A 25,108-nucleotide genomic window follows, 5' to 3' on the forward strand; every position below is an offset into this window, starting at 1 on the left:
TTAAATCCCCTTAAATCTCCTTAAATACCCTTAATTTCCCTGATGCCTTTTTCAAGAAAGCCTATCCAGGCCTCAAGGCTCTCCTTATCGCGCTTTGAGGTTAAAAAGACCGGGATATTGGGGTTCAGGCTCAGAACATCCCGCTTCATCGTTTCAGGGTCCACATCCACAGCTTCCGCGATGTCCACCTTGTTAATCACGGCAAGTTCCGAGGTCTTGAAAATCATCGGGTGTTTGAGGATGATGTCATCTCCTTCACTCACGCTCACAATAACTACCCTGAGCTGTTCCCCGAGCTTGAAGTCCACGGGACAGATGAGGTTTCCCACGTTCTCAATTATCAGGAGGTCCGTATTCGCAAGGTCAAGCTCCCCCAGGGCCTTTTCCACAAGTTTTGCGTCCAGGTGACACTCTTTTCCCGTATTAGCAGGCACCGTGGGAACCCCCAGTTTCCTGATCCGGGAGGCGTCCATCTCGGCGATAACGTCGCCTGCGATCACGGCTATATTGTACCTGTCTTTCAGGGCTTTGACAGCCTCCTCGATAAGGGTGGTCTTTCCGGAACCGATAGCTCCCATGATGTTGACTGCAAAGACCCCGTGTTTTTCAAAATTCGTCCTGTTTTTTTCGGCAAGCTTGTCGTTTGCCTTGAATACGTCGTGTCCCATATGGATTACGTGCATTAACATGATTACCACATCACAAGTTAATCAGTTCAAAATTTAATAAAATCAGCTTAAGTCAACCGTTAAGGAATGAGTCAAATATAATATCAAGTATTTTTGTTAACAATTCCTTAACCACCCGAGTTTCGCTTCGGCACCCGAGTTTCGCTTCGGGAGCACGAGGTCCGTTTCGCTCGCTTCGCGAGCTCAAGCAGACAAAAAAACGCCAGAGCAACCGTAATTGCCGTCTTCCGGCCTTTCTTTTTCCGTGTGTTCTGTGTGTTCCGTGGTTTGAATGCCTGCACCAAACACCACCTCACACAAAAACATAACGTGTATTAGTATGAAGCAATCCCCAAAATAAAATCTGAAGTTATATTTTTACAATTCCTAAACCAGATCAACCTAAAATTATTTATCAATGTCAATGGATCTTATCAACAGTTCCCTGCCCCCTGTAATCCGGGCATTTTTCCCGCATTTCGGGCAGGCGAGGGCTGAGATGTATTCAAGGAGTTCGCTCTGTAACTTTTCCTCTTCACTTTCTCCGGCAGGCTCCTTGATCAGGCCGGTGTACCCACAGTCACATTCGATGGAAGGGGAAATCATCTCAACCTTAAACTCCGCCCCTTCGGCAATACTGTCTTTCGCCAGGACCTCGAAACAGAACGCGAGCTGGTCCGGGTTCGTATGGGTCAGCCGGCCCATTTCAAGGGTGACGGATTTTACTTCTTTAGCCTCGTGGGTTTCGGCCGTTGCGAGCACCTGGTCCAGGATCTCACAGGCAATGGAATACTCATGCATCTCTTCGGCCTCCCTCCCCTGTATCCCTGCGATCTCCGTCCCTTGCGTTCCTGCTGGCTCCGGCCCTGGCAGGCCGATTATATTTGAACCAGTTATAGCACATGCCCTCAAGGCTCACCATGCAGGGGCCTGTAGGGGCCTTCGGGGTGCAGGCCTTCCCGAACATCGGGCAGTCTGTAGGTTTTGCCTTTCCGGTCAGGATCAGGGAGCAGATGCAGTTCTTCTTTCCCTTCCCCTCTGCCTGTTTTTCGACATTTTCCCGGATTTCTTCAAGAGCTTTCCCGTAAAGGTCCTCATGCCGCTTTGCGGCGTCCTGTGCCTCAAACTCTTTTTTAAGGACCAGACCCGAAGCCTCTATTCTGCCAATACCTCTCCATTCCGAGGAGGCCGTATCGAACACTTCCTCCATCATCCTGAGGGCTATCACATTTCCTTCGGGTTTCACGACCCTCGGGTAGCCGTTATCAACCCTGGAAACCCCTTCCTCTACCTGTTCCTGCAAAAGGTTTATTCCCAGGAGGATGTCCCTGGCCTCAAAGCCGCTTACCACGACCGGGAAGCCTTTCTTTGCGAAGGGCTCGAAGGGTTTCGTCCCTATGATCGTTGCCACATGGCCGGGGGCGATAAAGGCGTCCACCTCGATATCTTTTGTGAGCAGGTCAATTGCGGGAGGGGTGCGTTTCTGAGAGGTCAGGAGGCTGAAATTTTCCGGGACTCCTCGCAGCAGGGTAGCGGCGTTTGCGGGGACTGTCGTCTCAAACCCTATCCCGAAAAAGACCACTTCCTTATCCGGCAGTTTTTCTGCCAGATTCACGGCGCCGTCAATGCTATAGACCATCCTCACGTCGGCCCCTTCGGCCTTTGCGTCGAGCAGACTGTCGCTTGAACCCGGTACCCTCATCATGTCTCCGAAGGAGACAAGCACGACCCCGCTTTTTGCAAGGGCAATGGCAATATCTATGTCCGCTTCCGGGGTTACGCAGACCGGGCAACCGGGGCCGCTCAGGACTTCGATTTCTTCGGGGAGCACAGTTCTGAGCCCGTGTTTTGTGATGGCTCTTTCATGAGTCCCGCAGACGTGCATTATACGCAGGGGCCGGGCCCGGGCCCTGAGCTTTTCCAGAAGATTTTTCTCAAGCTCCGGGATTGTTTCAGGGAATTTTTTACTGTCCATCAGGACCAGCTTCCCCTTCTTTGACGTCCGTTCCTTCGACGTCCAGGCCCACCATCAGCCTGAGGAGGCGCATGGTCTCTTTCCCTTCCTCTTCCGAAATTTCCGAAATTGCGTATCCGACGTGAACCAGCACGTATTTTCCAAGAAGGGACTCACTAGCCCCTCCGAGAAGATCCAGGTTCACGTCCCTGTTGATCCCGCCCATGTCCACGCTGGCGGTGTTTTCATTCAGAATTGCCGTTATTTTTCCAGGAATAGCTATACACATATTACCTCTGATGTTTTACATTCAGATTATTAGTATCCCATTGGGATTTGGTCAAATATTGGTTATTGAAATCTGGGAATTGAGTCGAGCAGGAGACCTCCGGAAAGCTATGGTTTCCGGAAAGTTTGAGCTTCTCCAACACCCGGGATTCGGGACAAAGCCTGAAATTATTAATGAGGCCCTCCTAAATTTTTTTGAAAATAAATATATATTTGTGTATATTTTCCGGATTTATAGTCTTCTATTATAACCTTTTTGATTTAAACCTGTTTTTGTACAGTTCCGGATAAAGGGATTTTTTGCGAATTCAGGGGGAAAAATACCTTTATTCCTGAAAGAAAAGGATATTAGCCCCCAATTCGATCACCCCTGCTAGAGCATTTACCAAAAATTGCTACGTAGATTCAAATTTTTAATACAACATATTAATTTTTAGTAATGTGTAAACTTACCTATAAAATTGTCATGATTAATTAATATAGATTATGCATACTCGAAGAATAGATTTTGGACACTGATGAACATAGATGGTTTTTATGCCGCATTATTTTTTTAAACCCCGTCATATATTAGTACAATTCAAGGCACCTGGCCCATAAAATTGCAAAATATATTTAAAAACTTATTTAAAAAACATTATATACCATTTGATCATTCAAAATATTATTGGTGAAATTATAAGACGTGGTATATAATTTGCATTGAATAAATTGTTCAGGGTTATTGAATAAAAAAAGATGTGGTAGAATGAGTACAGGAAAAAAGAACCTGGTTCGTACACTGGAGAGTATGGACTTTTTAAAAATGAATAGGCGTACATTTCTTAAAGCTGTAGGGGCCGTAGGAGCGACTGCTTTTCTCGGGACTTACAAAACAGATATAGTCAGTGCGCTTGAATTTGCCGAAACAAAAATCATCTGGCTTCACGGAGCCGAATGTACGGGCTGCTCTGAATCTCTTTTAAACGGAGGAAACCCTGACATCATACAGGCCATCTCAAAACTTAATGTGAACCTTGCGTACCATGAAACTCTGCTTGCTCAGCAGGGGATCTTCGTGGACGGTAAGGCCGCAAACACCTCAGAACTCAACTCCGAAATTCTCGTTGACGAACTTATCGAGGAAGGAAATTACATACTGATCGTTGAAGGAGCCATTGCAAACGGACCTGATGGGTCCGGCCGCTACTGCGTGATCGGAAACCGTACCTTCAAAGAACTTTTCTCAAAGGCCGCAAAGAACGCAAACGCGATCCTTGCCGTGGGCACCTGTGCCGCTTATGGGGGTATTAACTGCGCTGACAGTGCAATTGAAGAGCTTACCGACTTCAGGGGAGTGGCTTTCAAAAAGGAAAACGGGGACAAAGGCATGCTTCAGGAACTCGGAATCCGCAAGCCCGTAATCAACATTCCCGGCTGTCCTGCCCACCCTGACTGGATGCTCCTGACACTTGGAGCCGTAATCCTCGGAAAGATAAGAATCCCGGAAGACCTTGAAAACATACTTGATAAATATGGCAGGCCCAAAGTCTTCTTCCCACCCGACCACACGGTCCACGAAAACTGCCCCCGCCGCGGATACTACGACAGGGGAGAATTCGACACCGAAATCAGCGGGGACAAATGCCTCTGGAAACTCGGCTGCAAGGGCCCATACGCTCATGCAGACTGCGGAATGCGCAAATGGAACGGCGGAAACAGCATGTGTACCCAGGCAGGGTCTCCCTGTATCGCCTGTGTGGAACCCGGCTTCCCTGACAGTGCAAGACCATTTTACATCGAAGCCGAAGACAAGGGCATCCTCCTCGGGGCAAACATCGATACCGTGTCCAAAGTCGCAGTGGGAGCCGCAGCCCTTGCTGTGGGGGTACACGCAGTACGCAGAATGAAAGGAGATGAATAAAAAATGGTAAACGTTACAATTGATCCCTTAACCCGGATCGAAGGACATTTAAGATTATCCACGGAGGTTTCCGAAGCCGGGATTATCACCGATGCCCGGACCTCAGGCTTACTCTTCAGAGGCTTTGAGCGCTTCCTCCAGAACCAGGACCCGAGAGACGCAGCTCTTCTGGTCCAGAGGATCTGTGGAGTCTGCCCGACTTCCCACTCCCTGGCAGCCGCTGGCGCCCTTGACCAGCTCTTCGGGGTTGCCGACACCGTCCCCAAAGATGCCCTTGTTGCAAGGAACATCAACCAGGCCCTCAATACCCTCGCAAGTCACGCGACCCACATCTACATCCTCTGGGCTCCTGACCTTGCAAACCCCGCATACAGAGACATACTCACCCCCCTCGGAGACACAGGCTCAGCAGTCTGGAAAGAACTGGTTGGCAGGTTCGCTCCTATCAGTTACAAGCTCGACGGGCAGTCCGTGGCCCCGGGCAGTTCCTACCTTGCGGCAATCCCCGAAAAGAAGAGGCTACAGGAAGCAATCGCGGTTATTGGCGGTAAGATGCCCCACCAGGTAACCTCTTTTCCCGGCGGCTACACCTACAAGCCGACCATCGCGGACATCACCAAAGTTTCCTCTTACTACCTTCAGGTAATGGACTTCGTCTCCAGATACACCCTCAGGGTACCCTTCGAGACCTGGATCGAAAACACTTACAAAGCAAGTTCTCCCACAAAAGCCGTGAACTTTGTATTAGAACATCTGCAGGGCCTTGTTGACAGAACCTCAGGCTCCAACAACTTTAGCAGGGAAGCCGGCTGGGGAGACGCGGAGTTCTACACCGCCTTCGGGTCCGAACTCGTGGGAGAAACTCTTCTGGGCCTTCCGGCCTCCCTCAAGCACGACCGGACCGGCGGCTACTCCGACCCCTCAAAGATCGCCTTCCTCGCCTACGGGGCCTTCTACAAACCAGAAGCAGGAGAAGGATACGATCCGAAAAGCCCTGAAGGGGCCCGGTTCCAGACCTCGGGGGTTGTTACCGGAAACCTCGAGTACCAGACGTTCAACCCTGACCTCATCACGGAAAGCGTTGCTCACGCCTTCTATGAAGGTGGCGAGCTCCACCCCTCAAAGGGTGAGACCAACCCGTTCACCAACCCCGATGAAATCAGATACGACGGCGGTTCCGACAGCAGGTATTCCTGGATTAAAGCCCCGAGATACGGCGGAATCCCCGCAGAAGTCGGCCCTCTGGCAAGAATGCTTGCCATGAAAGAGCCCCTCACCACCGGCCTTGCCCTTGCTTTTAAGGAAAACGGCTACTCCCCGGCAAACACCTATACCAGGATGATCGCCCGGGTCCAGGAAATCGCAATCATTGCAAACGAACTCCTGAAATGGGTGACCGTGGACCTGGACCCGAACGGAAAGTATGCGGTCCACACCGACCTTTCCATGGCAAAGGACTCCGAGGGCATGGGGCTCTGGGAAGCTCCCCGGGGAGCCCTCGGACACTGGATTTCCACTGACAGCAACTCGAAAGTCGTGACCTACCAGCCTGTTGTCCCGAGTACCTGGAACCTGTCTCCGAGAGACGATGCAGGAGTTCCCGGCCCGCTTGAACAGGCCCTTATCGGCTCAAAAATCAACGCCCTGGAAAATGCGGGTGGAGTCGAGTATTCAAACCCTGTTAACATTCTTCACATCGGCAGGTCCTATGACCCTTGTATTGCCTGCGCCGTGCATACAATTGATCTCAGCGGGAAAAACGCTCCTCGTACCCTGAAACTCGTATGAAATCCTATGAAACCCGTATGAAATTTCTATAAAGGAGACGAACCCAATGAAAACCAGAAAGAACGAAACGGTTGTTGAGCGCTACACTGCCCTTGACAGGATGGCTCACGCCGTCCACGCTTTTGCGATGTTGGTGCTTATTTTAACCGGTTTAAAGATCTACGCAGGCTGGGACTTCATGAGTTTCCACAACGCCAGGGGCCTCCATATGCTCATGGTCCCGATTCTGCTTGCCGTGAACTGGATCCTGATCCCCTACAATATCTTCTCCGCAAGTGAGGGGGGAATCCAGAAGAAACTCGATCATTTCATGGACCACTATATCTTCGGGCCTGAAGACGCGGAACGGACGGTTGCAATCGTAAAGAATTTCTTTGGAAAAGGAGATTATCCGGCTTTCTCCATCTATGATAAGGAAGAGGGCCACTACATGACCAAGCTCCATCCCGTAATGAAGGTCCTTATCGTGATGGAAGGAACTGCAATCTTCCTGATTGCGGTCTCAGGCATTGTCCTCTACAAGCTTGACTGGTCTCTCTTCGGACTTCCGGTCGCGTCCTGGATCCTTTCCGCAGGCGACCTCTTCGCTCCGGCTCTGGGCCTTTCTTCCCTGCAGTTTTTCAGGCTGCTTCACCTGCTCATGACCTACTGGTTTGTCTTTGAGCTTGTGGTCCATGTGGGGGTCCTGGAATTTGACCCACACGTCTGGAAGTATTATAAAGCCATCTTCTGGTCCGGAAAAGAAGACCTCTCGGACAAACACTTTGTTGAAGTCGTGGACCATGCCCCCGGAAAAACCTATCCGGACAGCGAATTTGTCTGGTCGGATGCGGAAAAGGTCGCGGTAAAGGACTGAACCTCCGGGTTCAGTCTTCCGGAATATAAATAAGGAATAGACCAACCAAAATATCCGGAAACAAGCCTGTGCTGGTGAAAATATGCCTATATTAAACGCTCCAATCCGCATCCTGGGCTGTGGAAGCCCCCTCATGGGAGACGACGGGGTCGGCCTGAAGGTCATCGAGGCCCTTAAAGAAACGGAACTGAACGAAATCGAAGACCTTGATATAGAAGATGCTGGCGTCTGCGGGCTGGACCTCCTGAACCTCCTGGATGAGGCAAAAAAAGTAATCATCGTGGATGCCGTGATTTCCGGTTCCACCCCCGGCCTGGTCTACCGCATCAAAGGCTCCGACCTCCTTGAAGGAACGGCTTCCCATGATGTCCTTTCCGTGCACGACATGGGAATCTCCGACGTCCTTAAAATCGGCCGGGAAGTCCAGGAACTGCCCGAGATCGTCGTCATCGGGATCGAGATCGGAAAGCCTGTGAGCGGGCTCTCGATGGACCTTTCTTCGGCCGTTGCCGAGGCGGTTGAGAAAGCGGTAAGGGCGATTAAAAAAGAAGTTCTAGGGTCTGTCTGAATCCCTTTTTCTACTTTCCTCTTTTTTTTGAATTTTATTGTAAGCTTCGTTTTTTGCGAGATACCGGCCCGCATCATTTGAAGCCAAATATTCCCGGGTGTATCCCCTCTGTCTCCTCTAAATTAAAGTTTAAATTTTTTTCAGGGTATAAGAGAGCTTATTTAAAAGATACTCCCCAACTGGTAATATAATAATTAACAATTACATAAAAGAGAAAAGTGGCAAACAGACGTTAAAACCTGTCAGCCAGAGTAAATAGCCTTTAAACGTCATCTAATGCCGTTAAAAGTCTTCAACAATTATCAATATCATTTTCTTGCTCTATTTAAGGGGGGTAGCGGAGTGGGAGATAAATCTTTACCTGAACGGTTTAAACATCTTGATTTTATGAAAATGGATAGGCGGACCTTTCTGAAAGCTGTTGGGGCCCTTGGAGTGTCCGTCTTTTTGCAAAATTACAGGAGCGATATCGTAAAAGCTCTGGAATTTGCCGAAAACCGGATAGTCTGGATCCAGGGAGGGGAATGTACAGGCTGTTCCGAGTCTCTTCTGAATGGGGGGGTACCTGATATCGTACAGGCAATGCAGCGCCTGAACCTCAAAATTGCCTACCATGAATTGCTGATGGAACAGCAGGGGATTTTCATGGATGGGGTCCTGGTCAATACCTCCGAGCTCAATTCCGAGATTTATTTTGAAGAAGTGATTAAAGAGAAAGGGTATATCCTGGTCGCTGAAGGGGCAATTGCCAACGGGCCGGAAGGTTCCGGACGCTACTGTATCCTTGGGGGAAAGACCTATAAGGAAATCTTCCGGAAGGCTGCGGAAAACGCCGCATTCATCGTGGCCGTGGGGCAATGTGCGGCATTTAGCGGGGTAAACGCGGCAGATAGCGATATAAAGGACCTGCTGGACTTCCGGGGAGTCTCCTTTACCGGGGAAGACGGGACAAAAGGTATCCTTCAGGAGCTGGGAATCGACAAACCTGTGATCAACATCGCGGGCTGTCCCCCTCACGCGGACTGGATGCTTCTGACGCTTGCGGCGGTCGTGCTCGGCAAAATAAAAGTCCCTGACGACCTGCCCGAGGTGCTGGACAAATGGAAGAGACCAAAGATCTTTTTCCCGCCCGACCACACAATTCACGAAAACTGCCCGAGGCGCGGGTATTACGATCGGGGGGAATTCGACACCACGGTCGGAGGGGAAAAATGCCTCTGGAAACTCGGCTGCAAGGGCCCGTACACTCATGCCGACTGTGCAATCCGGCGCTGGAACGGTTACCACAGCCTCTGCCCCCAATCAGGTTCTCCCTGCATCTCCTGTGTTTCTCCCGGCTTCCCTGATAGTTCAAGGCCCTTTTTCCAGGAAATCGAAGACGTCGGACTTGTGGGAACCAATATCGATACCGTCGCAAAGGTAGCTGTTGGGGCTGCCGTGCTTGCGGCAGGGGCCCATGCTGTAAAACGTTTTTCCGGAAAAGATTCTGAGGAAGAAAAGGAAGAAGAAAAAGGAAAACGGGGAGAAGAAACCAGAAGAAGGGAAGAAGAAAAAGAAGCCGGAAAAGGAAAAAGTGGAAAAGAATCCGGAAAAGGGGGAAAAGAAACCGGAATAAGTGAAGGAAGAGGAAAAACAGAAACGGCCCCCGAAAAGAAACGGGAGGGATAAGCAGTGGTAAGGGTTACAATTGACCAGTTAACCAGGATTGAAGGGCATTACAGGATAGATACTCAGGTCAACGAGGAAGGGATAATAACGGGGGCTCTGAGTACGGGGCTCATGCCGAGAGGCTTTGAACGCTTCCTTGAAAAACAGGACCCAAGGGACGCGGCCCTTCTGACCCAGCGGATCTGCGGGGTCTGCCCGACCTCCCATTCCATTGCCGCCTCAAACGCCCTTGACCAGCTTTTCGGGGTGGAAGACAGTGTCCCGAAAGACGCCCTTGTCATGCGGAATATCCACCAGGCCCTGAACATGATAACCAGCCATGCGACTCACATCTATTTGCTCTGGGCCCCGGACCTTGTAAACCCCGCCTACCGGGACCTGCTTGGAAACTACGGGGATGCGGGAAACGCGGTCTGGAAAGAGCTCCTGGGAAGATACACCCCAATCAGCTACCGGATCAACGGAGTGGATATCCCACCGGGAGAGGCCTATGTCCAGGCCATCCGGGAAAAACGGCGGCTACATGAAGCAATTTCCCTGATGGGAGCAAAAATGCCGCATTCGGTCATGGCGCATGTGGGTGGGGTTACATATGGGGCCACGGTTGCGGATATAGGGCAGCTTGCTTCCTACTACTGGAAAACCATGGACTTTATTGAAAAGTACACCCTGGGAGGAATTTCTCCAGAGGCCTGGGTTGAGAATACCCATCTGGCAAGCTCTCCGCAAAAAGCCGTCGCTTTCGTCCTTGACCGGCTTCGGGAACTGACAGACGCCTCCCTGGTCTCAAACGACTTTTCCTATGCAGCAGGCTGGGGAGATGCGCCCCTCATTGCGGCTTTCGGCTCGGAACTTGTGGGGGAAGAGACCCTGGGTCTGCCCGTGAGCCTGAAGTTCGACAGGAGCGGGGGCTACAATGACCCCGGAAAAATCGGCTATCTCTCCTACGGGGTCTACTATAAACCCGAACTGGGAGACGGCTACGACCCCACAAGTCCGCCTGATTCCAGAATAATCCCTTCCGGCTTCATGAACGGAAACTTCGAGCTGGAACGTTTTGACCATACAAAAATCTTTGAGAGTAACGCTCACACCCTGTACGTTGACACGGAAGCAAACCGGGAACCCTTTAACGGGAGCACCGAGCCGGAACCTGACCCCGCAAAAATAAATTTTGATACGACTCCGGAAGCCCGTTATTCCTGGATAAAGGCCCCCAATTACGGGGGGATTCCCTGCGAGGTCGGCCCCCTTTCCCGTATGCTCATTATGGGGGACCCCCTTATAACCGGGCTTGCGCAACTCTTCCGGGAAAAGGGTTACCCGGCCACCAACAATTATCTCCGAATGCTTGCCCGGATCCAGGAAGTCCTGGTTATCGGGACCCGGTACTTCAAGTGGATTTCAGAGGACCTTAACCCGAACGGGAAGTTTGCGGTCCCGACCGACCTTTCCATGGCAAAGGACTCCAGGGGTATGGGGCTCTGGGAAGCACCCCGGGGAGCTCTCGGACACTGGATTACGACGGGGTCGGACTCAAAGGTTACGCGTTACCAGGCAGTTGTGGCGAGCACCTGGAACCTTGCCCCACAAAATGCCGAAGGAATCCCCGGCCCTGCGGAACAGGCCCTTTTGGGGACAAAGATATCGGCTGCGGAAAACGCCCTCGGGATAGATTATACAAACCCCCTGGGAATCCTGCACACGGTCCGTTCCTACGACCCCTGCCTGGCCTGTGCTGTTCATGCGGTGGACCTGACAGGAAAACATAAGGAGTGGAAAAGAGTAGTCTGAATGGAGGATTGAAAATGGCTGCCAGACAGATGATCGTTGAAAAACAGCTGGTCGTTGAGAGGTACACCTGGCTTGAAAGAGCCACCCACCTGATACACCTGGTCTCGATGATCCTGCTCCTTATAACCGGATTCAAGATCTACCTGGGCTGGGACTTCATGGTGTTTCACACGGCCCGGACCCTGCATATGATTGCGGTCCCTTTCTTCCTGGTCGCAAACTGGGCTCTGGTCCCCTATAACATATTTTCCGGAGGAGAAGACAGGTCTCTTGCCGGAATGATATCTCATTTCTTCGAGTCCTATATCTTCAATACGGAAGATGCCACCCGGGTAAAGGAAATGGTACTCAATTTCTTTGGCAAAGGAAAATATCCAAAGTTTACGGTTTATGATGCGAAGGAAGGTCACTACAGGACAAAGCTGCACCCTGTCCTGAAGCTTTTAATTGTTTTTGAAAGCACGGCAATTTTCTTTATTGCCTTTTCCGGAATTGTGCTCTATTCCCTGAACTGGACCCTTTTAGGGCTTCCGATCTCCCAATGGATCATCTCCGTGGCCGGGGTCATAGCCCCGTTCTTCAACGTCTCCGCCCTCGGGCTGCTCCGCATCGTACACCTGGCCGCAAGCTACTGGTTCCTGTTCGAACTTATCGTCCATGTGGGGATTCTAGAACTTGACCCGAAAGTCTGGAAGTATTATAAGGCAATCTTCTGGTCCGGAAAAGAAGATCTTTCGGACAAACATTTTGTTGAGGTAATAAAAGAAAAATGAGAGTTATATCATATAATATATTTTTCTTGTAGAACCCTTTGAATATGTATAAAAATTTCCAAATGCACATATAGTGGAGTTTACATAATAGTATATGGAGCTATATATGCACAGTATAGCCATTTCCAAGGCAGAAATCGGAAAAGCCACCCTCAATATCATTATACTTTTTTTGGCAGTTTTGTTTGGACTTGCCCTGTTTGAGGTTGTGCTCAAATGTTTCGTGATTTGGTGCCATGTATGAGGACATAGAGTATTAAAAAACGGCAGGCATCACTTTTTTTAAGTATCCGGATTCGGGAATCTGGGAATCCTGAAAATGGTTTATAAGAGCGAGTCTGACTTGACTTATAAAATGTGTAATTTATTGAGTAAATTATTGTAATTTTGAATGGACTAACTCCTTTTGCCTAAAGAGAAATAATAGTGAACTATCCCCCTACCAGCCTTCGGCTGTCTGAAATAAAAATTTCCAAATCCAAATGATTTTGGGGTATGAAATCCAGATCTACCTTTCTGAGCGCTTATATACTTTTATATATATGTGAATATAGGATTCATGAACTACCCCTAAGCTAAACAGGCTGTCCGGCAATTCAATTTCAGGACAAAAACATGTAAAAAGAAAGGCATTTAAAGCCTTTAAATCGAAAAAAAAGGATTTAAATTGTTATTAATAATAATTGTAGGACAGCTTCTAAAGTAGGGGGAATCCTGCTGAGAGGTCTTGAACAGACCCTCTCGGATTTCAGATTCGGAGAAAAACCGGAGAGCTTTGGAGGTCTCAAAGCCGGGGATTTTTTAGAGATCTTTGATGAAATAAGTTATCTTTCTTGAGCTTATCAAATTAGGTCATAATTTTCTCCATTCTAATTTGATAGTCTCTCTGAGGAAAGATTATAAAAATCATCATACTCTATTTCCCAATCTCTCAGTTGGTTTAAAAATGGAATGATGTTTTTTCCTTTATCTGTAATCGAATATTCTACATTTCAAGTTAAGTCTCTACTTCATGCGAACAGAATTAACATAAGGAAAAAGATTAACGTATTATTATTCCATATGTGCAACAATTATGATCAAGAGGACTATATGAACATCTTACATATTTCGGATATGCATTTCGGCCCCCGTCATTGGGATGGGGACGATCAAATTCTACTGGAAATGATCAATTCATTTGATGCTGATATCGTTATCAACACCGGGGACAATACAACAGATGGTCTGGAAGACGAGTGTGCTAAAGCAGGTCGTTTTCTAAAAGCCATCAAGTGCAAAAATGTAATATCTACTTTGGGTAATCATGACAAAAGAAATATGCGCTCTCATGAACTATTCCGGAAATATATTGATAATTCCGAGGTAATCACTATCTCCGAAACAATAAAAACAAAAAAGAAAAACCTTTTTTTAAACCGGGAAATTACTAAGGTTAATGAGAATTTCACCGATATAAATTTCATCAAATCCATTTTGATAAATGGAAAAATGGTATTAATTCTCAGTATCGATACCAGTGAACTATATAGTGATGATGGGTATGTTGAAAAAGAGATTCTAAATGCTGTTTCGAAAGAAATTGAACAGATAGAATATGACCTGCTTTTGTTGATGACCCATTATTCTATTTTGGGTACAGATGAGCTTCCTCTTAAAAATTCCGCAGCCCTGATTGATTTTGTACAAAAACATAAAATTGAATACGTTTTTTGTGGCCATACTCATGAACTGGAAATTATGCTAGCCAATGATCTATATAATGGTTATGCTTTTATCCATTCTATGTGTGGCAGTTTATCTTCTAGCAATCATCCCAATGATGATAACATGTTCTTGTATTATGAAAATGTGGGCAGTGAAGATATGCATCTGCATCTGATACGGATCTTTTTGGAGATGGGCAAGGTACATTTCAAACAAGAAAAGATCTTTTAAGGGGTATATAAGTAATAATATTATTAAAAGTTTATTTAATCCACCTTTCGACCCCCTGCCAAACAAGAAAAAAAAAGGATTTTGATTATTACTGATAGTAATTGTCGGACAGCTTCTAAAGGCTCAGGGGTTTTACGCTGCATTCTATAAATGTATATACGCGGCGCTTGTGGAAAAGGTAGACCAGGCTCTCTTCAACCTTATTGTAATTTTTCTAGCGGTTGTGCTCGGGGTTCTGGCAGTTCAGACGGCACTCAGAGGGTTGCGGTTCATTGTTAACTTCTGAAGTATGACCGACGTTCCTATTTCAGATCCCGGATACATCTTTTTTAAAATATATGCATTTAGAAACTCCTATTCCTGAAAATTCCATCCAGAATGTTCAGGAATATCCCATCGGATAACCGAAATCCTTATGGGCCCCCGTGTAATCTGGAATTCATATGGAAGCACATATGGAATACCGGATAATCTGCGGGACTTTGAGTATCCCAAAACTTCCCGGTTTTTTGAAAAAAACAAATGCTCTTTCCGCGGAGTACGGGGTTACCATCCAGGGCTTGAATTCGGACCTTATCGCAGGGGAACGACACCTCAATTTTGCGGTTGAAAAGGCGCTGCGGGCCTTTGCCGAGGGAAAGAACGTGGCAAATGACCCCGGGATAGAGATCATGCGTTATGCTGCCGGGGAGCGACAGATCGAAAAGAGTTTTTTAATTGGCTTATCGGAAGGAGAAAACCGGGCGGCTTTTGTGGTGCTCGGGGAAAAAGAAAAGGTTGAAGAGGCCCTTTTGGGACTTAAAAAACTCATTGAGGAAAGGCCCTGCGCCGGGCAGCTTGCCTATACGGTCAAAAAACGGGAAGGGATTCTTGAAAAATTTGGAATTGAAGATCCAGAACTCGAAGCCGCCGGAGAAAAGAAGATTCCGGAACTCGTGCTTGAAAGAGTCGCACTTGCGGACCTTTTGAAATGAGTATTAATTTTCCATTATTTTTCCAAACCAGTCCAGCAGGCCGAAGGTCAGTTCCTCAGCTTCCCGAAGGTTGGAATCCTGCCCGAGAATTTCGGCTTCTGTCTGAACGTATTTTCCGCCCGCAAGTTCAGACTCGCAGTTTTCCACAAGTTTCCCGATCCAGGCCCCATCGGCTTCGGGGTGAAACTGAAGCCCCAGCACTTTTCCGTTATAGATAAAACCCTGATTTTGACAGGCCTCACTTTCAAAAAGCTTTACTGCCCCTGCCGGAATTTCAAAAGCGTCCCCGTGCCACATGAAAGCGGTGAATTCTTCAGGGAAGCATTCCGGAAAGTCTTTCGGACTACTCTCTTCCAACCCGGAAGGCGAGCTGACCTTTTTCACCCCGTGCCAGCCAATTTCTTTAAACCTGTTTTCTAACACCCTGGCTCCAAGGACCTCCGCAATCAGCTGGCCGCCGAAACAGCTCCCAAGTATGGGTTTATCGGCTTCAATCATTTTTTTTACAAACTCCTTCTCAAGCTTTATCCAGGGGTGGTATTCTTCTCCGTAAACACTCATGAGCCCGCCCATGATGATAAGCAGGTCAAAATCACCGGGGTCCGGGAAATTCGGGGTCTCATGGGGAAGGGTTATTGTCAGCTTATGCTCCCTCTTTTCAATCCATTTTCTGATGGTACCAAACGTTTCAAATTCAAGGTGTTGCAGGCAGTGGACTCGCATAATCCGTATCATCCGATTGTTTTTAAAAATTGTTTATTAGTAAGAACCGACCGGAAGGCCAGCCATGCATAACACCAATTACTATATATTATGTTTTTCTTCAGGTAGATATTCTTTATTCTCGCGGAAAAAAACGCATATCTCTTAAGATTTCATTTCCATTATCAGGACAACAAATTCTTTAAACATTATCACATTAACTGGATTCATAAAGAAACACAGAATTCCAGGTTAAACATAATAAAAAGGAGAAGAGTTGACTATCATGCCTCATCCAAAAACCGTAGAAGAAATGACAGAATGTGCTGGCCCTATAGAATGCGACGTACTGCCCAAACTCATACAGGTAACGGAAGCAGCCGCCATTGCCGCCGCTTACCAGATGGGGCGCGGAGACAAGAACTTTGCCGACCAGGTCGCGGTTGCGGCCATGCGGAGGATGCTGAACAAACTTGATATTAAAGGCATAATCAAGATCGGAGAAGGGGAAAGGGACGAAGCCCCCATGCTCTTTATAGGCGAAAAAGTCGGGACCGGGAAAGGAGTCGAGGTGGACATCGCAGTGGACCCCCTTGAGGGCACAAACCTGACGGCTGATGGCGCTCCCGGCTCTGTTGCGGTCATGGCAATGGCAGAAAGAGGTGGGATCTTCCACGGGCCTGACATCTACATAGACAAAATCGTTGTGGGACCTGACGTTGTGAAATATGAAAACGAGCACCCTGACGAGAAAATTGACCTTGACGCCCCTGTAAGCCACAACCTGGAAATCGTCGCAAAGGCCCTTGACCGGAGTATCGAAGAGCTTGTGGTCGTAATCCTTGACAGACCGAGACACGCCCAGAAGATCACGGAAATCCGGGAAGCCGGAGCCAGAGTAAGGCTCGTCACGGACGGTGACCTTATGCCAGGAGTTGCAACCGGCATCCGCGGGTCCGGGATCCATGTGGTCATGGGAGCAGGAGGCTCGGGAGAAGCTGTCCTTACGGCCGCCGCAATAAAAGCCCTCGGCGGAAAAATCCTCGGCCGGCTTGTGCTGCCAAGTGTTGCAAACGAAATGTCTCAGGAAAAAATAGACGCCGAAATCGAGGAAAAACTTCCAAGGCTCATAAAGATGGGAATAACCCTTGAGTCCCTCAACGAGGTTATGGACACCGACAAACTTGTGCCCGGAAAGGATGTTATCTTTTCAGCAACCGCCGTGACCCCAGGCCACTTCCTGCGCGAAGTTAACCTTTTCGGAGACGGAGACGCAAGGGTGCACACGGTCTCCATGGGAAGCACCGGGACTGTCAAGTTTACGGACAGTATTTATATAAAGAATAAGCAGAAGACGCCCCTCTATCTGTAACTTTCTTTTATTTTTTCCATTTTTCCATTTTTTAAAAACCCTTTTAATCCTTCAATTTTTTAAAAACAAAAGGTCCATTGTTTAGGAATGGCTAAAAAATAACTTCATATTTTCAGTCAGGAAATCACTTTATACCGATACAGGTTGTATTTTTGTTGATTGAGACATTTAGTGTGTGCATCCAAACCACGGAAAAGCACGGAAAAAGAATGCAGGAAGACGATATTTAAGGTTGATCTGGCGTTTTTTAGTCCGCTTGAGATCGCACAGCGAGCGAAACGGACCCCGTGCTGTTGCACTTGCAGTGCAACTCCCAGGAAATCTTCGATTTCCTGTGATCCCGAAGCGAAACTCGGGTATTTAAAGTCCCGGCGTACTCACCGGCCATCGGGCCGGTTTCCGTGTGTTCCGTGTGTTCCGTGGTTAAGAGATGGTAAACAAAAATACTTGATATTATATTTGACTCATTCCTTAGCATTCACCCACAATTTAAAAATTTTCAATGGTTTTTAATATGAAAGTCTACCTTGAAACCTTTGGCTGCTCGGCAAGCCAGGCCTCGGCCGAGGTCATGCTTGCGGCTATAAGAAAACTCGGGCACGAACTCGTGACCCCGGAGGAGGCCGAGGTCTACGTCTGCAACTCCTGCACCGTTAAGTACACAACTGAGCAGAAAATCCTCTATAAAATCCGGCACATGGGCGAGGAAGGCGCGGAAGTGATCGTCACGGGCTGCATGCCTGAGGTCCAGTTAAAGGAAATTTTAAACGCCAACCCAAGGGCCCACATCCTGGGAATAAACGCAATCTCCCGCCTGGGGGAAATCCTCACCTCGATAGAAGAAGCCCGGCAAAAAGGCCAACCTGTCAAGCAGATGCGTCTCTCGGCCCCGGCCCCGTCCGGCTTTTTAAACGTTGCCCGGGAACGCTATAACCCTAACATCCACATCTGCCAGATTTCCCAGGGCTGCAATTTCGCCTGCTCCTACTGCATCGTAAAACCCGCCCGGGGCAAACTCCGGTCTTTCCCCCCCGAGGCCATTGTCGAGGACATTCAGAGGGCCGTTTCCGAAGGCTGCCGGGAAATCTGGCTGACCTCCCAGGACGACAGCCAGTACGGCATGGACACCGGCTTCAAACTCCCGGCCCTCCTCAGGCAAATCTCGGAAATTCCAGGAGACTTCAAGGTCAGGGTGGGCATGATGAACCCCTTTTCCGTTCTCCCGATCCTGGACGACCTGGTCGAGACCTTTGACTCCGAAAAAGTTTACAAACTCCTCCACATCCCCATCCAGTCGGCCTCCCACTCCGTCCTCAAACGCATGAACCGCCGGTACAAAATGGAGGCTGTGGACAGCATCATCACTAAATTCCGGGCCCGCTTCGAAGACCTCAGCCTCTTTACCGATATCATAGTCGGCTTCTGTGAGGAAACGGACGAGGACTTTCAGGAAACCGTGGACTGGGTAATAAAGTACAGACCTGAAAAGGTCAACATTTCTCGCTATTCCCCCCGCCCGCACACGAAGGCCTTTTCCTGCAGAAACCTCGATTCCCGCATCCCCGCACATCGCTCCCATGTCCTGCACAAAGTCTGCCAGCGGGTAAAGCTTGAGTCCAAGCAGGAACTTATCGGATGGAAGGGCCGGGTTTTTGCCTCAAAGTACACAAAAATAGGAGACATCATGACCCGCACGGACTCTTACCGACCTATCGTCATAAGCTCCCCGGAACTTCTACCCGGCCAGTACGCAAACGTGGAAATCATAGACACGAAGCCCGGTTATTTCCTCGGGAAAATCATTGAGGAATGCAACGAGGAATTTGCCGGAGAATGTATTAAGAAATGTACTGAGAAATTTACAGAGGAACGTGCTGAGAAATTTATAGAGGAATGAGTAAAATTGGCTCTCAAAACCGAATACGAAAAAGTCGAACCCTACACAACAAAAGACGGCTCGGAAATCCGCGAACTCATGCACCCGGCCGTCCACGGAAATCTTAAGCAGAGCCTGGCCGAGGCCACCGTACCGGCCGGAGGCGTAACCCTCCTCCACCGGCACATGGAAACCGAAGAAATCTATCATATTAAGGAAGGTGAGGGCCTGATGACCCTGGGAGAAGAAGAGTTCAAAGCCCGGGCCGGGGATACGGTCTGCATCCCGCCGGGAACGGGGCACAGGGTCAAAAATACTGGGCAGGTTCCTTTGAAAATTTTCTGCTGTTGCTCGCCGGCCTATGCTCATGAAGATACGGAATTATTGATAAAGAGATTTTTGAAGTGAACGGTATCTTCCTCGACAGCCGAAGGCTGACAGGTGGGGGTAGTTCACGTAAAGTATTGAGGAAAATAATATGAATAGAAATGATATTACACAGTTAATTGTCAAAAATTCAAAATTAAAATCTACAATTATGCTAGTTTTAGTATGTGGAATATTAAATGTAGGTACAGACTTAAGTGTTGGGCTAGTTCCTGGTGTGGGAGATGTTGCCAATTCTTTCATTGATACAATACTTCTTATTATTCAGATAGGGGCAATTGCTTTATTAAAATATAATGGAATTGAGTATAATCCAAATGAATAATTACAATAGAAGATAACTTGAATACTTCAACCACACCAGGTTTTTGGATCTAATCAGAGGGAAGCCCAGGGTTCCGGCTTCTCAATATACAATTTTGATGTGTCCTGTCCCGTTTTTTGTCCATCCTGCATCCAAATGCTGGCTAGGATTTTTTTGAACCGTATTTTTCTGTCTGTCACGAAAAGGCCGCTCGCAAGCAAGCGTGAAAAGAACGACCGGGATACGGCTAATAAGGTCGCTATGCCTTTTTTTTATTCTATTTCCTCATACCACTCGTCCCTCGCCTCTACAAGTGCCCGGAGATTTGCAAGCGGGGTCCGCGGAGCAATCCCGCAGCCTGGGGCCAGGATGTCCACACCATCTGAAAGGCACTGCTTCGCCTCCTTTTTTATATCAGCGGGAGTCCCGAAGAGCAGGGTATCAGAAGGAGAAACATTTCCGATTAGCACGGCCCTGTCTCCTATTGCGGCTTTCGCGACTTTTATACTCACCTTTTCCTCGATACTGATGCCTGCAAAGCCGCATTCCGAAAAGGACTTCAGGCCCCCTTCGACGTTTCCGCAACTGTGCAGGATTACAGGCCCCTTTACTTCCCGGCAGAGGCGGATATAACAGGGTTTTACGAAATCGTCCAGGCAGGACAGGGGCATCAGGTCCGAGCCCACAAGCCCGCCGTCCGGCATACAGAGGGCATCGGCACCGTGGTCGAAAAGGGCGTTTGCATACTCAATACAGATATCCGTACAGGGCTCCATAAACCGGGTTACGTAATCGGGTTTTATTATGAACCATTTCAGGAAATTGGCCACTTCCGCAAGATGGGAAAACAGGGTTGAAGGGCCTTCCATGCCTGCGATAAGGGGAAGCTTTGCGGCCCCTGTCTGGACTTTCAGGATTTCCGTCGCTTTCAGGACGACCGGGATTCTTCCCCTCTCAAGCAGGTTTACGGGAACTTCCAGACCTTCCGGACCTTTTGAAAAAGGGCTGGAAAGGACCGAGGGCTGGATATCCTTTGTACCCATACGGACCTCACAACCCATGATTTCCGCAAGAACGGTCAGGCAATAAGGGTAGCGCACAGCCTCAAGGCCCGCTATCCGGTGGCCGGCCAGAGCAAGGGCTGCCATCTTTTCAGGGTCAGAATGAGCTTCTGGCCAGGCCGCCCCGGTCATGTCCATCAATTCTACGGTCCCGGTTTGGGTGACCGAAACTGCAGGGATTTTCTCAACAGGCTTTCCGGCCAGAGCATTCATAAAATTTGTTTTCAGATTCATATTCGAGTTCGCCCCCTACGGGATTCTCTGTGAAATTATCTATAGAATTTTCTGTGGAATTGTCTACAGAATCTTTCACGGAATTGTTTACGGAATTGTCTACAGAATTATCTAGGAAATTAGTAACTATTCAGCCTACTGATAAAAAAAGCATAGTTTCAGCTAATGTTGCAACTATCGGATAATAGCGGCGCTCCATTGAGCGCCGCTCGAATAGCATCCATGACATTCAAGCTATTCTTTCTAATAGTGGATATGTATCCCCGAATTCTGCAGAAAGCTACCGCTCCTTCGATGCTTCGGAAAGTTCCCGAAATCTTCTGTTGTAGCTTCATCATTCTGATGTCTCGCTCTGCTTGATTATTATCAAATGGAACTCTCAGGTCATTGAGGAATTTCAGAATCCTATCCTTGTATTTTATGAACCTATCAAGGAGATTCTTTGCTTTTGTTTGTGCTGGTCTTCCTCTTTTTTTAACCTGTTTTGAGAGGTCAGGAGGTGGATTTTCTTCAATTCCCTCTTTAATTATTTTATCGTATATTTCCTCGAATGCCCTGACTTTTATTGGATCTATTGGAATTTCCATTTCTCTGCATTCGTCGGTATATTTTTTTACTTCACTCAGAAGTTCATTTACTTTTTTAGCCCATTGCTGCTCAAAATTCTCTTCAACTCCAGTGAGGTCCCTCTTAAGATGAGCATTGCAGAGAGCATGTTCACATCCATATTTGTTGTATGATGCCCAACCATCATGAACTACTACCCCCTTGTATTCTGGAAGAAAACCCAAAGCATTCATTGCCTCTGATCCTCTTTTTGGATGTACAAAATAGTATGTCCACAGACTGTTTGAAACAACATGGAGCCACCATTTTGTCCCTAAAACCCTCATTCCTGTTTCATCACAATGTACAGAATAGGCTACCCGTAGATGTTCGAAAACAGCTTTTTCGAAAGGTTCCAATTTCTGGAATAATTCCTTTTCAGCTCTTTTTATGGTAGCAGGGCTGATACGTATTCCATAAAAGTCCTCTGACAAATCACAAATCCGTTTATAAGGAATCAATTGAAAGTTCCTTAAATATACAAGAGAGGATAAAAGGCGAGGTCCATATTGAATAGGGAATTTTATAGAGTCTGGAAAAGTACCTTTGTTTATTTTCCCACAGTGAGGGCATTTCTTGGACTCAGCACGATGTTCGGTAAATATGATGTTCACAGGAGGAATATCAGCTTCTTGCCTGCGTTCACAGTCCCGAACTTCAGTATCTTCAAGATCATGACCACAATTTTCACAGCAGTGAGGGGAATGAAATATTATATGGTCAGGATCCCCAACCATTTCGAAAGTACTTCCAGAATGACCTTTTTGACCACCAGGTTTTTTCCCACTTCTTGTGCGGCTACTCTTAGGTTTAGGTTTTTCATTCACAAAAACGTCAGTAGAAGGAGGTTTACTGCTGTTTTGGCTGTTTTGATTTAGACGAGCCTCTAAAACCCTTACACGTTCCTCAAGTTCAGCAATTTGAGAAGCCTGTTTCTCTATGATAGTCTCAAGTCTCTGAATTACAGCAACGACTGCTTCAGGGCCTTCTTCATAGATTTCAAGAATCTCTTCACGTGTAAGCATGATACTGAAGAGATAGAGTTATTTTATATGCAATTTTTCCTCGAAACGAGGAAAAATTGCCTTTGTTCAAAGTATGGCTGAATAGTTACGGAAATTAATATATAAAATAATACGGGGGCCTTCCAGAATAACGTTTCCGGCCGGAATAAGGTTTCGATCACCCCTTTCGGACCTGAAAGTTTTTCAGGTTAAAGGGTCTTTCTTATTCTCTATTCCGTTTATCGGGAGCGTGAACGAAAAGGTGCTCCCACTTCCTTCTTTGCTCCGAAACCGGACTTCTCCCCCATGTAGGATCACCATCTTCTTTACCAGGGTAAGCCCGAGCCCCGTCCCTCCGTACTTTCTGGAGTGGGTGGAGTCCAGCTGCACAAAGGGCCTGAATAGTTTTTTCTGGTCTGCGTCGGAAATACCAATCCCACTGTCCATGACTGAAATTTTTGCAATCGTGCCTGAAATCCCGGCCTCTATGCGGACCAGGCCCTTTTCCGGAGTGAATTTTATGGCATTGCTCAGGAGGTTGTACATCACCTGAATGAATTTGTTTCTATCCGCTCTGAGTTTTCCCAAGCCAGGTTCAAGCTCAGTTTCAAACCTGAGCTCCTTTTTTGCGGCAAGGGGTTCGAGAGTAGCCTTTACTTCATCCAGGGCCTCGTTTAACCCGAAATCACTGTATTGCAGTTCCATTTTCCCGGCCTCCACTTTCGAAAGGTCCAGAATATCATTGATAAGCTTGAGCAGGTGTCTGCCGCTTGTTGAAATGTTATTTGCGTACCTTAACTGTCTTTCATCAAGAGGGGCGAATAACTGTTCCGAGAGGAGGTCCGAAAAGCCTATGATTGAGTTTAAAGGGGTCCTCAGTTCATGACTCATGTTGGCAAGAAAGGTGTTTTTTGTCTGGTTTGCGGCTTCAGCAACCATTTTTGCCCTGAGCACATGCTCCTCGTAGTTTTTTCTCTCCGTGATGTCGATGAAGTTTTCCAGAATGCCTGTGATCTGGCCTCTATAGTTTTGTACCGGGTTTGCTTTTACCAGCCAGGTCTTCCCGTCAGCAGTCCTGACCTCTCCTGAGACTTTTGCCCCACTGGATAAAGCCTCTTCAGCAGGGGAATTTATTATAAATGCTCCAGGGATGCTGGCTATTTCCTCCCTGCTCTTTCCAGCAGCGCTTTTCAGGTCCTCATTCATATAATCAAGGGCTGCTTTATTCGCCCACTTTACTTTCATGTCGGAATCCAGGAAAAACAGCAACTCAGTAAGGCTATTGAGTATCTCCTTCTTTTCCCGTCCACTGTCCCTTATTTCCTGCTCAGCTTCCAGAAGAGAATCCATCATAGTGTTTATTCCCAAGGACAGGCGCGTCATCTCGTCATTTCCTCTCGGAATAAGGCGTTTTGAGAGGTCTTTTTCCTTCCCGGTTTCCGTGACGAAGCTTTCGATTTCCAGAAACCTGGAAATAAATAACCTTTCCATGAGGACTTTGCTACCCCCTATTGCCAGAATACATGCAGAAAGCAAAAAGAGAATGATCAATCTTCTGATCTCCAGGCCCTGGGCATAGAGGTCCCTTTCCATCTCGGTCTTCAATATAAATGCAGGCTGCCCCTGGAGATCAGATCTGACGCCATACCCTGCAATTGTTTCATCACTCAGGGGTTTTACATAGGTTCGGCCTCTGGCGTTTGTGTACGCTTCCTGAAATTCCGCGGGCATGTTTCCATTTATTGCCCGGATTTCGACCGGCAAACGGACAATCTTTTCGAGTATTTCAACAAAACTCCGGTCCAGATACCTCCCCATAACAAGATTGCCTCGCACAGGCCCCTTCCAGTTAGAGGTAGTGATAGGAAAAACCGAGATGAGCATGGGCCTTTCTTCGACAAGCACCACTCCCTCAAGTTTGCCATCCGGTTCCCGGACCAGAAGCTCTCCGTTTTCCACCATTTGAAGCAGCTCTTCAGGAATGGAAATTTCTTCCCCACCTTCAAGGTCTATCATGTTCATATAGACCACACTGCCGTTATTGTCTGCAAAAAGAATGAGGTTCATGCCCAGGTCCTGGAGTGTACCTTCCGGCAGGTTCGACTCGATATATTCCGGAGAAGGAGCTACGATAAACTCGTAAGTATCATCCCAAGCGGCCCAGTCCAGATTTATTCTGCCCATATCAGATATTTCGGAGTCTATCAGCTCATTTAGCCGATCTATGTTTTCCTTTGCGTCTTCTTCTTCCAGTTCCAGAAAATTAGACAGGATTATGCCCTGGCTTACATATATCAGGATAAAGGTAAAGACCGCAAAAAACAGGAATATACTGAGAAGGACTTTTTTGTCTATATCCACGCTCAATTCTCCGGATTTGTTTTTATCTG

At 47.7% G+C, this 25,108-nt stretch carries 22 protein-coding genes; 13 read left to right on the forward strand and 9 right to left on the reverse strand.

Features of this window, described 5'->3' with window-relative positions:
- Positions 1 to 20 precede the first annotated feature (20 nt).
- From hypB to ACZ5QV_RS03375, 4 genes are all read right to left on the reverse strand, one after another.
- Complete coding sequence (gene hypB, locus ACZ5QV_RS03360; protein WP_464602021.1) at positions 21 to 683, reverse strand: hydrogenase nickel incorporation protein HypB; 663 nt, start codon at positions 681 to 683, stop codon at positions 21 to 23.
- 393 nt (positions 684 to 1,076) lie between these two features.
- Entirely contained in the window at positions 1,077 to 1,469 is a 393-nt protein-coding gene (hypA, locus tag ACZ5QV_RS03365) for a hydrogenase maturation nickel metallochaperone HypA (RefSeq protein ID WP_464601218.1), read from the reverse strand.
- Entirely contained in the window at positions 1,462 to 2,643 is a 1,182-nt protein-coding gene (gene hypD / locus ACZ5QV_RS03370; RefSeq protein ID WP_464601219.1) for a hydrogenase formation protein HypD, read from the reverse strand. Before hypD ends, hypA begins: the two co-directional genes overlap by 8 nt.
- A complete protein-coding gene (locus ACZ5QV_RS03375; protein WP_464601220.1) occupies positions 2,633 to 2,911 on the reverse strand; it encodes a HypC/HybG/HupF family hydrogenase formation chaperone in 279 nt (92 codons plus the stop codon). Before ACZ5QV_RS03375 ends, hypD begins: the two co-directional genes overlap by 11 nt.
- A gap of 747 nt (positions 2,912 to 3,658) precedes the next feature.
- Between ACZ5QV_RS03375 and ACZ5QV_RS03380 the strand changes: the two genes are divergently transcribed.
- The 7 genes from ACZ5QV_RS03380 (at position 3,659) to ACZ5QV_RS03410 (ending at position 12,260) form a co-directional block, all read left to right on the forward strand.
- A complete protein-coding gene (locus tag ACZ5QV_RS03380; RefSeq protein WP_464601221.1) occupies positions 3,659 to 4,813 on the forward strand; it encodes a hydrogenase small subunit in 1,155 nt (384 codons plus the stop codon).
- A 3-nt stretch (positions 4,814 to 4,816) separates the two neighbouring features.
- A complete protein-coding gene (locus tag ACZ5QV_RS03385; protein ID WP_464601222.1) occupies positions 4,817 to 6,601 on the forward strand; it encodes a nickel-dependent hydrogenase large subunit in 1,785 nt (594 codons plus the stop codon).
- Between the two features lie 46 nt (positions 6,602 to 6,647).
- Positions 6,648 to 7,457 carry a cytochrome B gene (locus ACZ5QV_RS03390; RefSeq protein WP_464601223.1) on the forward strand — a complete coding sequence of 270 codons (810 nt, stop codon included), beginning with the start codon at positions 6,648 to 6,650 and terminating at the stop codon, positions 7,455 to 7,457.
- An 82-nt stretch (positions 7,458 to 7,539) separates the two neighbouring features.
- Positions 7,540 to 8,025 (forward strand): hydrogenase maturation protease, encoded by a 486-nt coding sequence (locus tag ACZ5QV_RS03395; RefSeq protein ID WP_464601224.1) that lies wholly within the window; start codon positions 7,540 to 7,542, stop codon positions 8,023 to 8,025.
- A gap of 387 nt (positions 8,026 to 8,412) precedes the next feature.
- Entirely contained in the window at positions 8,413 to 9,693 is a 1,281-nt protein-coding gene (locus ACZ5QV_RS03400) for a hydrogenase small subunit (protein ID WP_464601225.1), read from the forward strand.
- A gap of 3 nt (positions 9,694 to 9,696) precedes the next feature.
- Positions 9,697 to 11,487 (forward strand): nickel-dependent hydrogenase large subunit, encoded by a 1,791-nt coding sequence (locus tag ACZ5QV_RS03405; protein ID WP_464601226.1) that lies wholly within the window; start codon positions 9,697 to 9,699, stop codon positions 11,485 to 11,487.
- A gap of 14 nt (positions 11,488 to 11,501) precedes the next feature.
- Complete coding sequence (locus ACZ5QV_RS03410) at positions 11,502 to 12,260, forward strand: cytochrome B (RefSeq protein WP_464601227.1); 759 nt, start codon at positions 11,502 to 11,504, stop codon at positions 12,258 to 12,260.
- 869 nt (positions 12,261 to 13,129) lie between these two features.
- Here the strand turns inward: ACZ5QV_RS03410 and ACZ5QV_RS03415 are convergent.
- Positions 13,130 to 13,237, reverse strand: coding sequence for a hypothetical protein (locus tag ACZ5QV_RS03415; protein WP_464602022.1), 108 nt, complete (start codon positions 13,235 to 13,237; stop codon positions 13,130 to 13,132).
- A gap of 115 nt (positions 13,238 to 13,352) precedes the next feature.
- Between ACZ5QV_RS03415 and ACZ5QV_RS03420 the strand changes: the two genes are divergently transcribed.
- Complete coding sequence (locus tag ACZ5QV_RS03420; protein WP_464601228.1) at positions 13,353 to 14,198, forward strand: metallophosphoesterase family protein; 846 nt, start codon at positions 13,353 to 13,355, stop codon at positions 14,196 to 14,198.
- Between the two features lie 443 nt (positions 14,199 to 14,641).
- Positions 14,642 to 15,172 (forward strand): KEOPS complex subunit Cgi121, encoded by a 531-nt coding sequence (gene cgi121, locus ACZ5QV_RS03425; protein WP_464601229.1) that lies wholly within the window; start codon positions 14,642 to 14,644, stop codon positions 15,170 to 15,172.
- Between the two features lie 3 nt (positions 15,173 to 15,175).
- On the opposite strand, the gene ACZ5QV_RS03430 is transcribed toward cgi121, so the two are convergent.
- Entirely contained in the window at positions 15,176 to 15,895 is a 720-nt protein-coding gene (locus tag ACZ5QV_RS03430) for a type 1 glutamine amidotransferase (RefSeq protein ID WP_464601230.1), read from the reverse strand.
- 265 nt (positions 15,896 to 16,160) lie between these two features.
- Here ACZ5QV_RS03430 and glpX point away from each other — a divergent pair, with 265 nt between their 5' ends.
- The 4 genes from glpX to ACZ5QV_RS03450 all read left to right on the forward strand — a co-directional run bounded on the left by glpX (position 16,161) and on the right by ACZ5QV_RS03450 (position 19,834).
- A complete protein-coding gene (gene glpX / locus ACZ5QV_RS03435; protein ID WP_464601231.1) occupies positions 16,161 to 17,246 on the forward strand; it encodes a class II fructose-bisphosphatase in 1,086 nt (361 codons plus the stop codon).
- A 514-nt stretch (positions 17,247 to 17,760) separates the two neighbouring features.
- Entirely contained in the window at positions 17,761 to 19,143 is a 1,383-nt protein-coding gene (locus ACZ5QV_RS03440) for a tRNA (N(6)-L-threonylcarbamoyladenosine(37)-C(2))-methylthiotransferase (protein ID WP_464601232.1), read from the forward strand.
- Between the two features lie 6 nt (positions 19,144 to 19,149).
- Complete coding sequence (locus ACZ5QV_RS03445) at positions 19,150 to 19,530, forward strand: cupin domain-containing protein (protein ID WP_464601233.1); 381 nt, start codon at positions 19,150 to 19,152, stop codon at positions 19,528 to 19,530.
- 70 nt (positions 19,531 to 19,600) lie between these two features.
- Complete coding sequence (locus tag ACZ5QV_RS03450; RefSeq protein WP_464601234.1) at positions 19,601 to 19,834, forward strand: hypothetical protein; 234 nt, start codon at positions 19,601 to 19,603, stop codon at positions 19,832 to 19,834.
- A gap of 251 nt (positions 19,835 to 20,085) precedes the next feature.
- Here ACZ5QV_RS03450 and mtaA read toward each other — a convergent pair whose 3' ends face one another.
- From mtaA to ACZ5QV_RS03465, 3 genes are all read right to left on the reverse strand, one after another.
- Entirely contained in the window at positions 20,086 to 21,108 is a 1,023-nt protein-coding gene (gene mtaA, locus ACZ5QV_RS03455; protein WP_464601235.1) for a methylcobamide:CoM methyltransferase MtaA, read from the reverse strand.
- A gap of 158 nt (positions 21,109 to 21,266) precedes the next feature.
- Positions 21,267 to 22,739, reverse strand: a complete 1,473-nt coding sequence (gene tnpC, locus ACZ5QV_RS03460; RefSeq protein WP_464599339.1) for an IS66 family transposase — start codon at positions 22,737 to 22,739, stop codon at positions 21,267 to 21,269.
- Positions 22,740 to 22,922: 183 nt separating this feature from the next.
- The gene (locus tag ACZ5QV_RS03465; RefSeq protein ID WP_464601236.1) at positions 22,923 to 25,079 is read right to left on the reverse strand and encodes a sensor histidine kinase; all 2,157 of its coding nucleotides are present in this window, start codon (positions 25,077 to 25,079) and stop codon (positions 22,923 to 22,925) included.
- Positions 25,080 to 25,108: the final 29 nt, after the last annotated feature.

The sequence above is a fragment of the Methanosarcina baltica genome, from assembly GCF_055394095.1.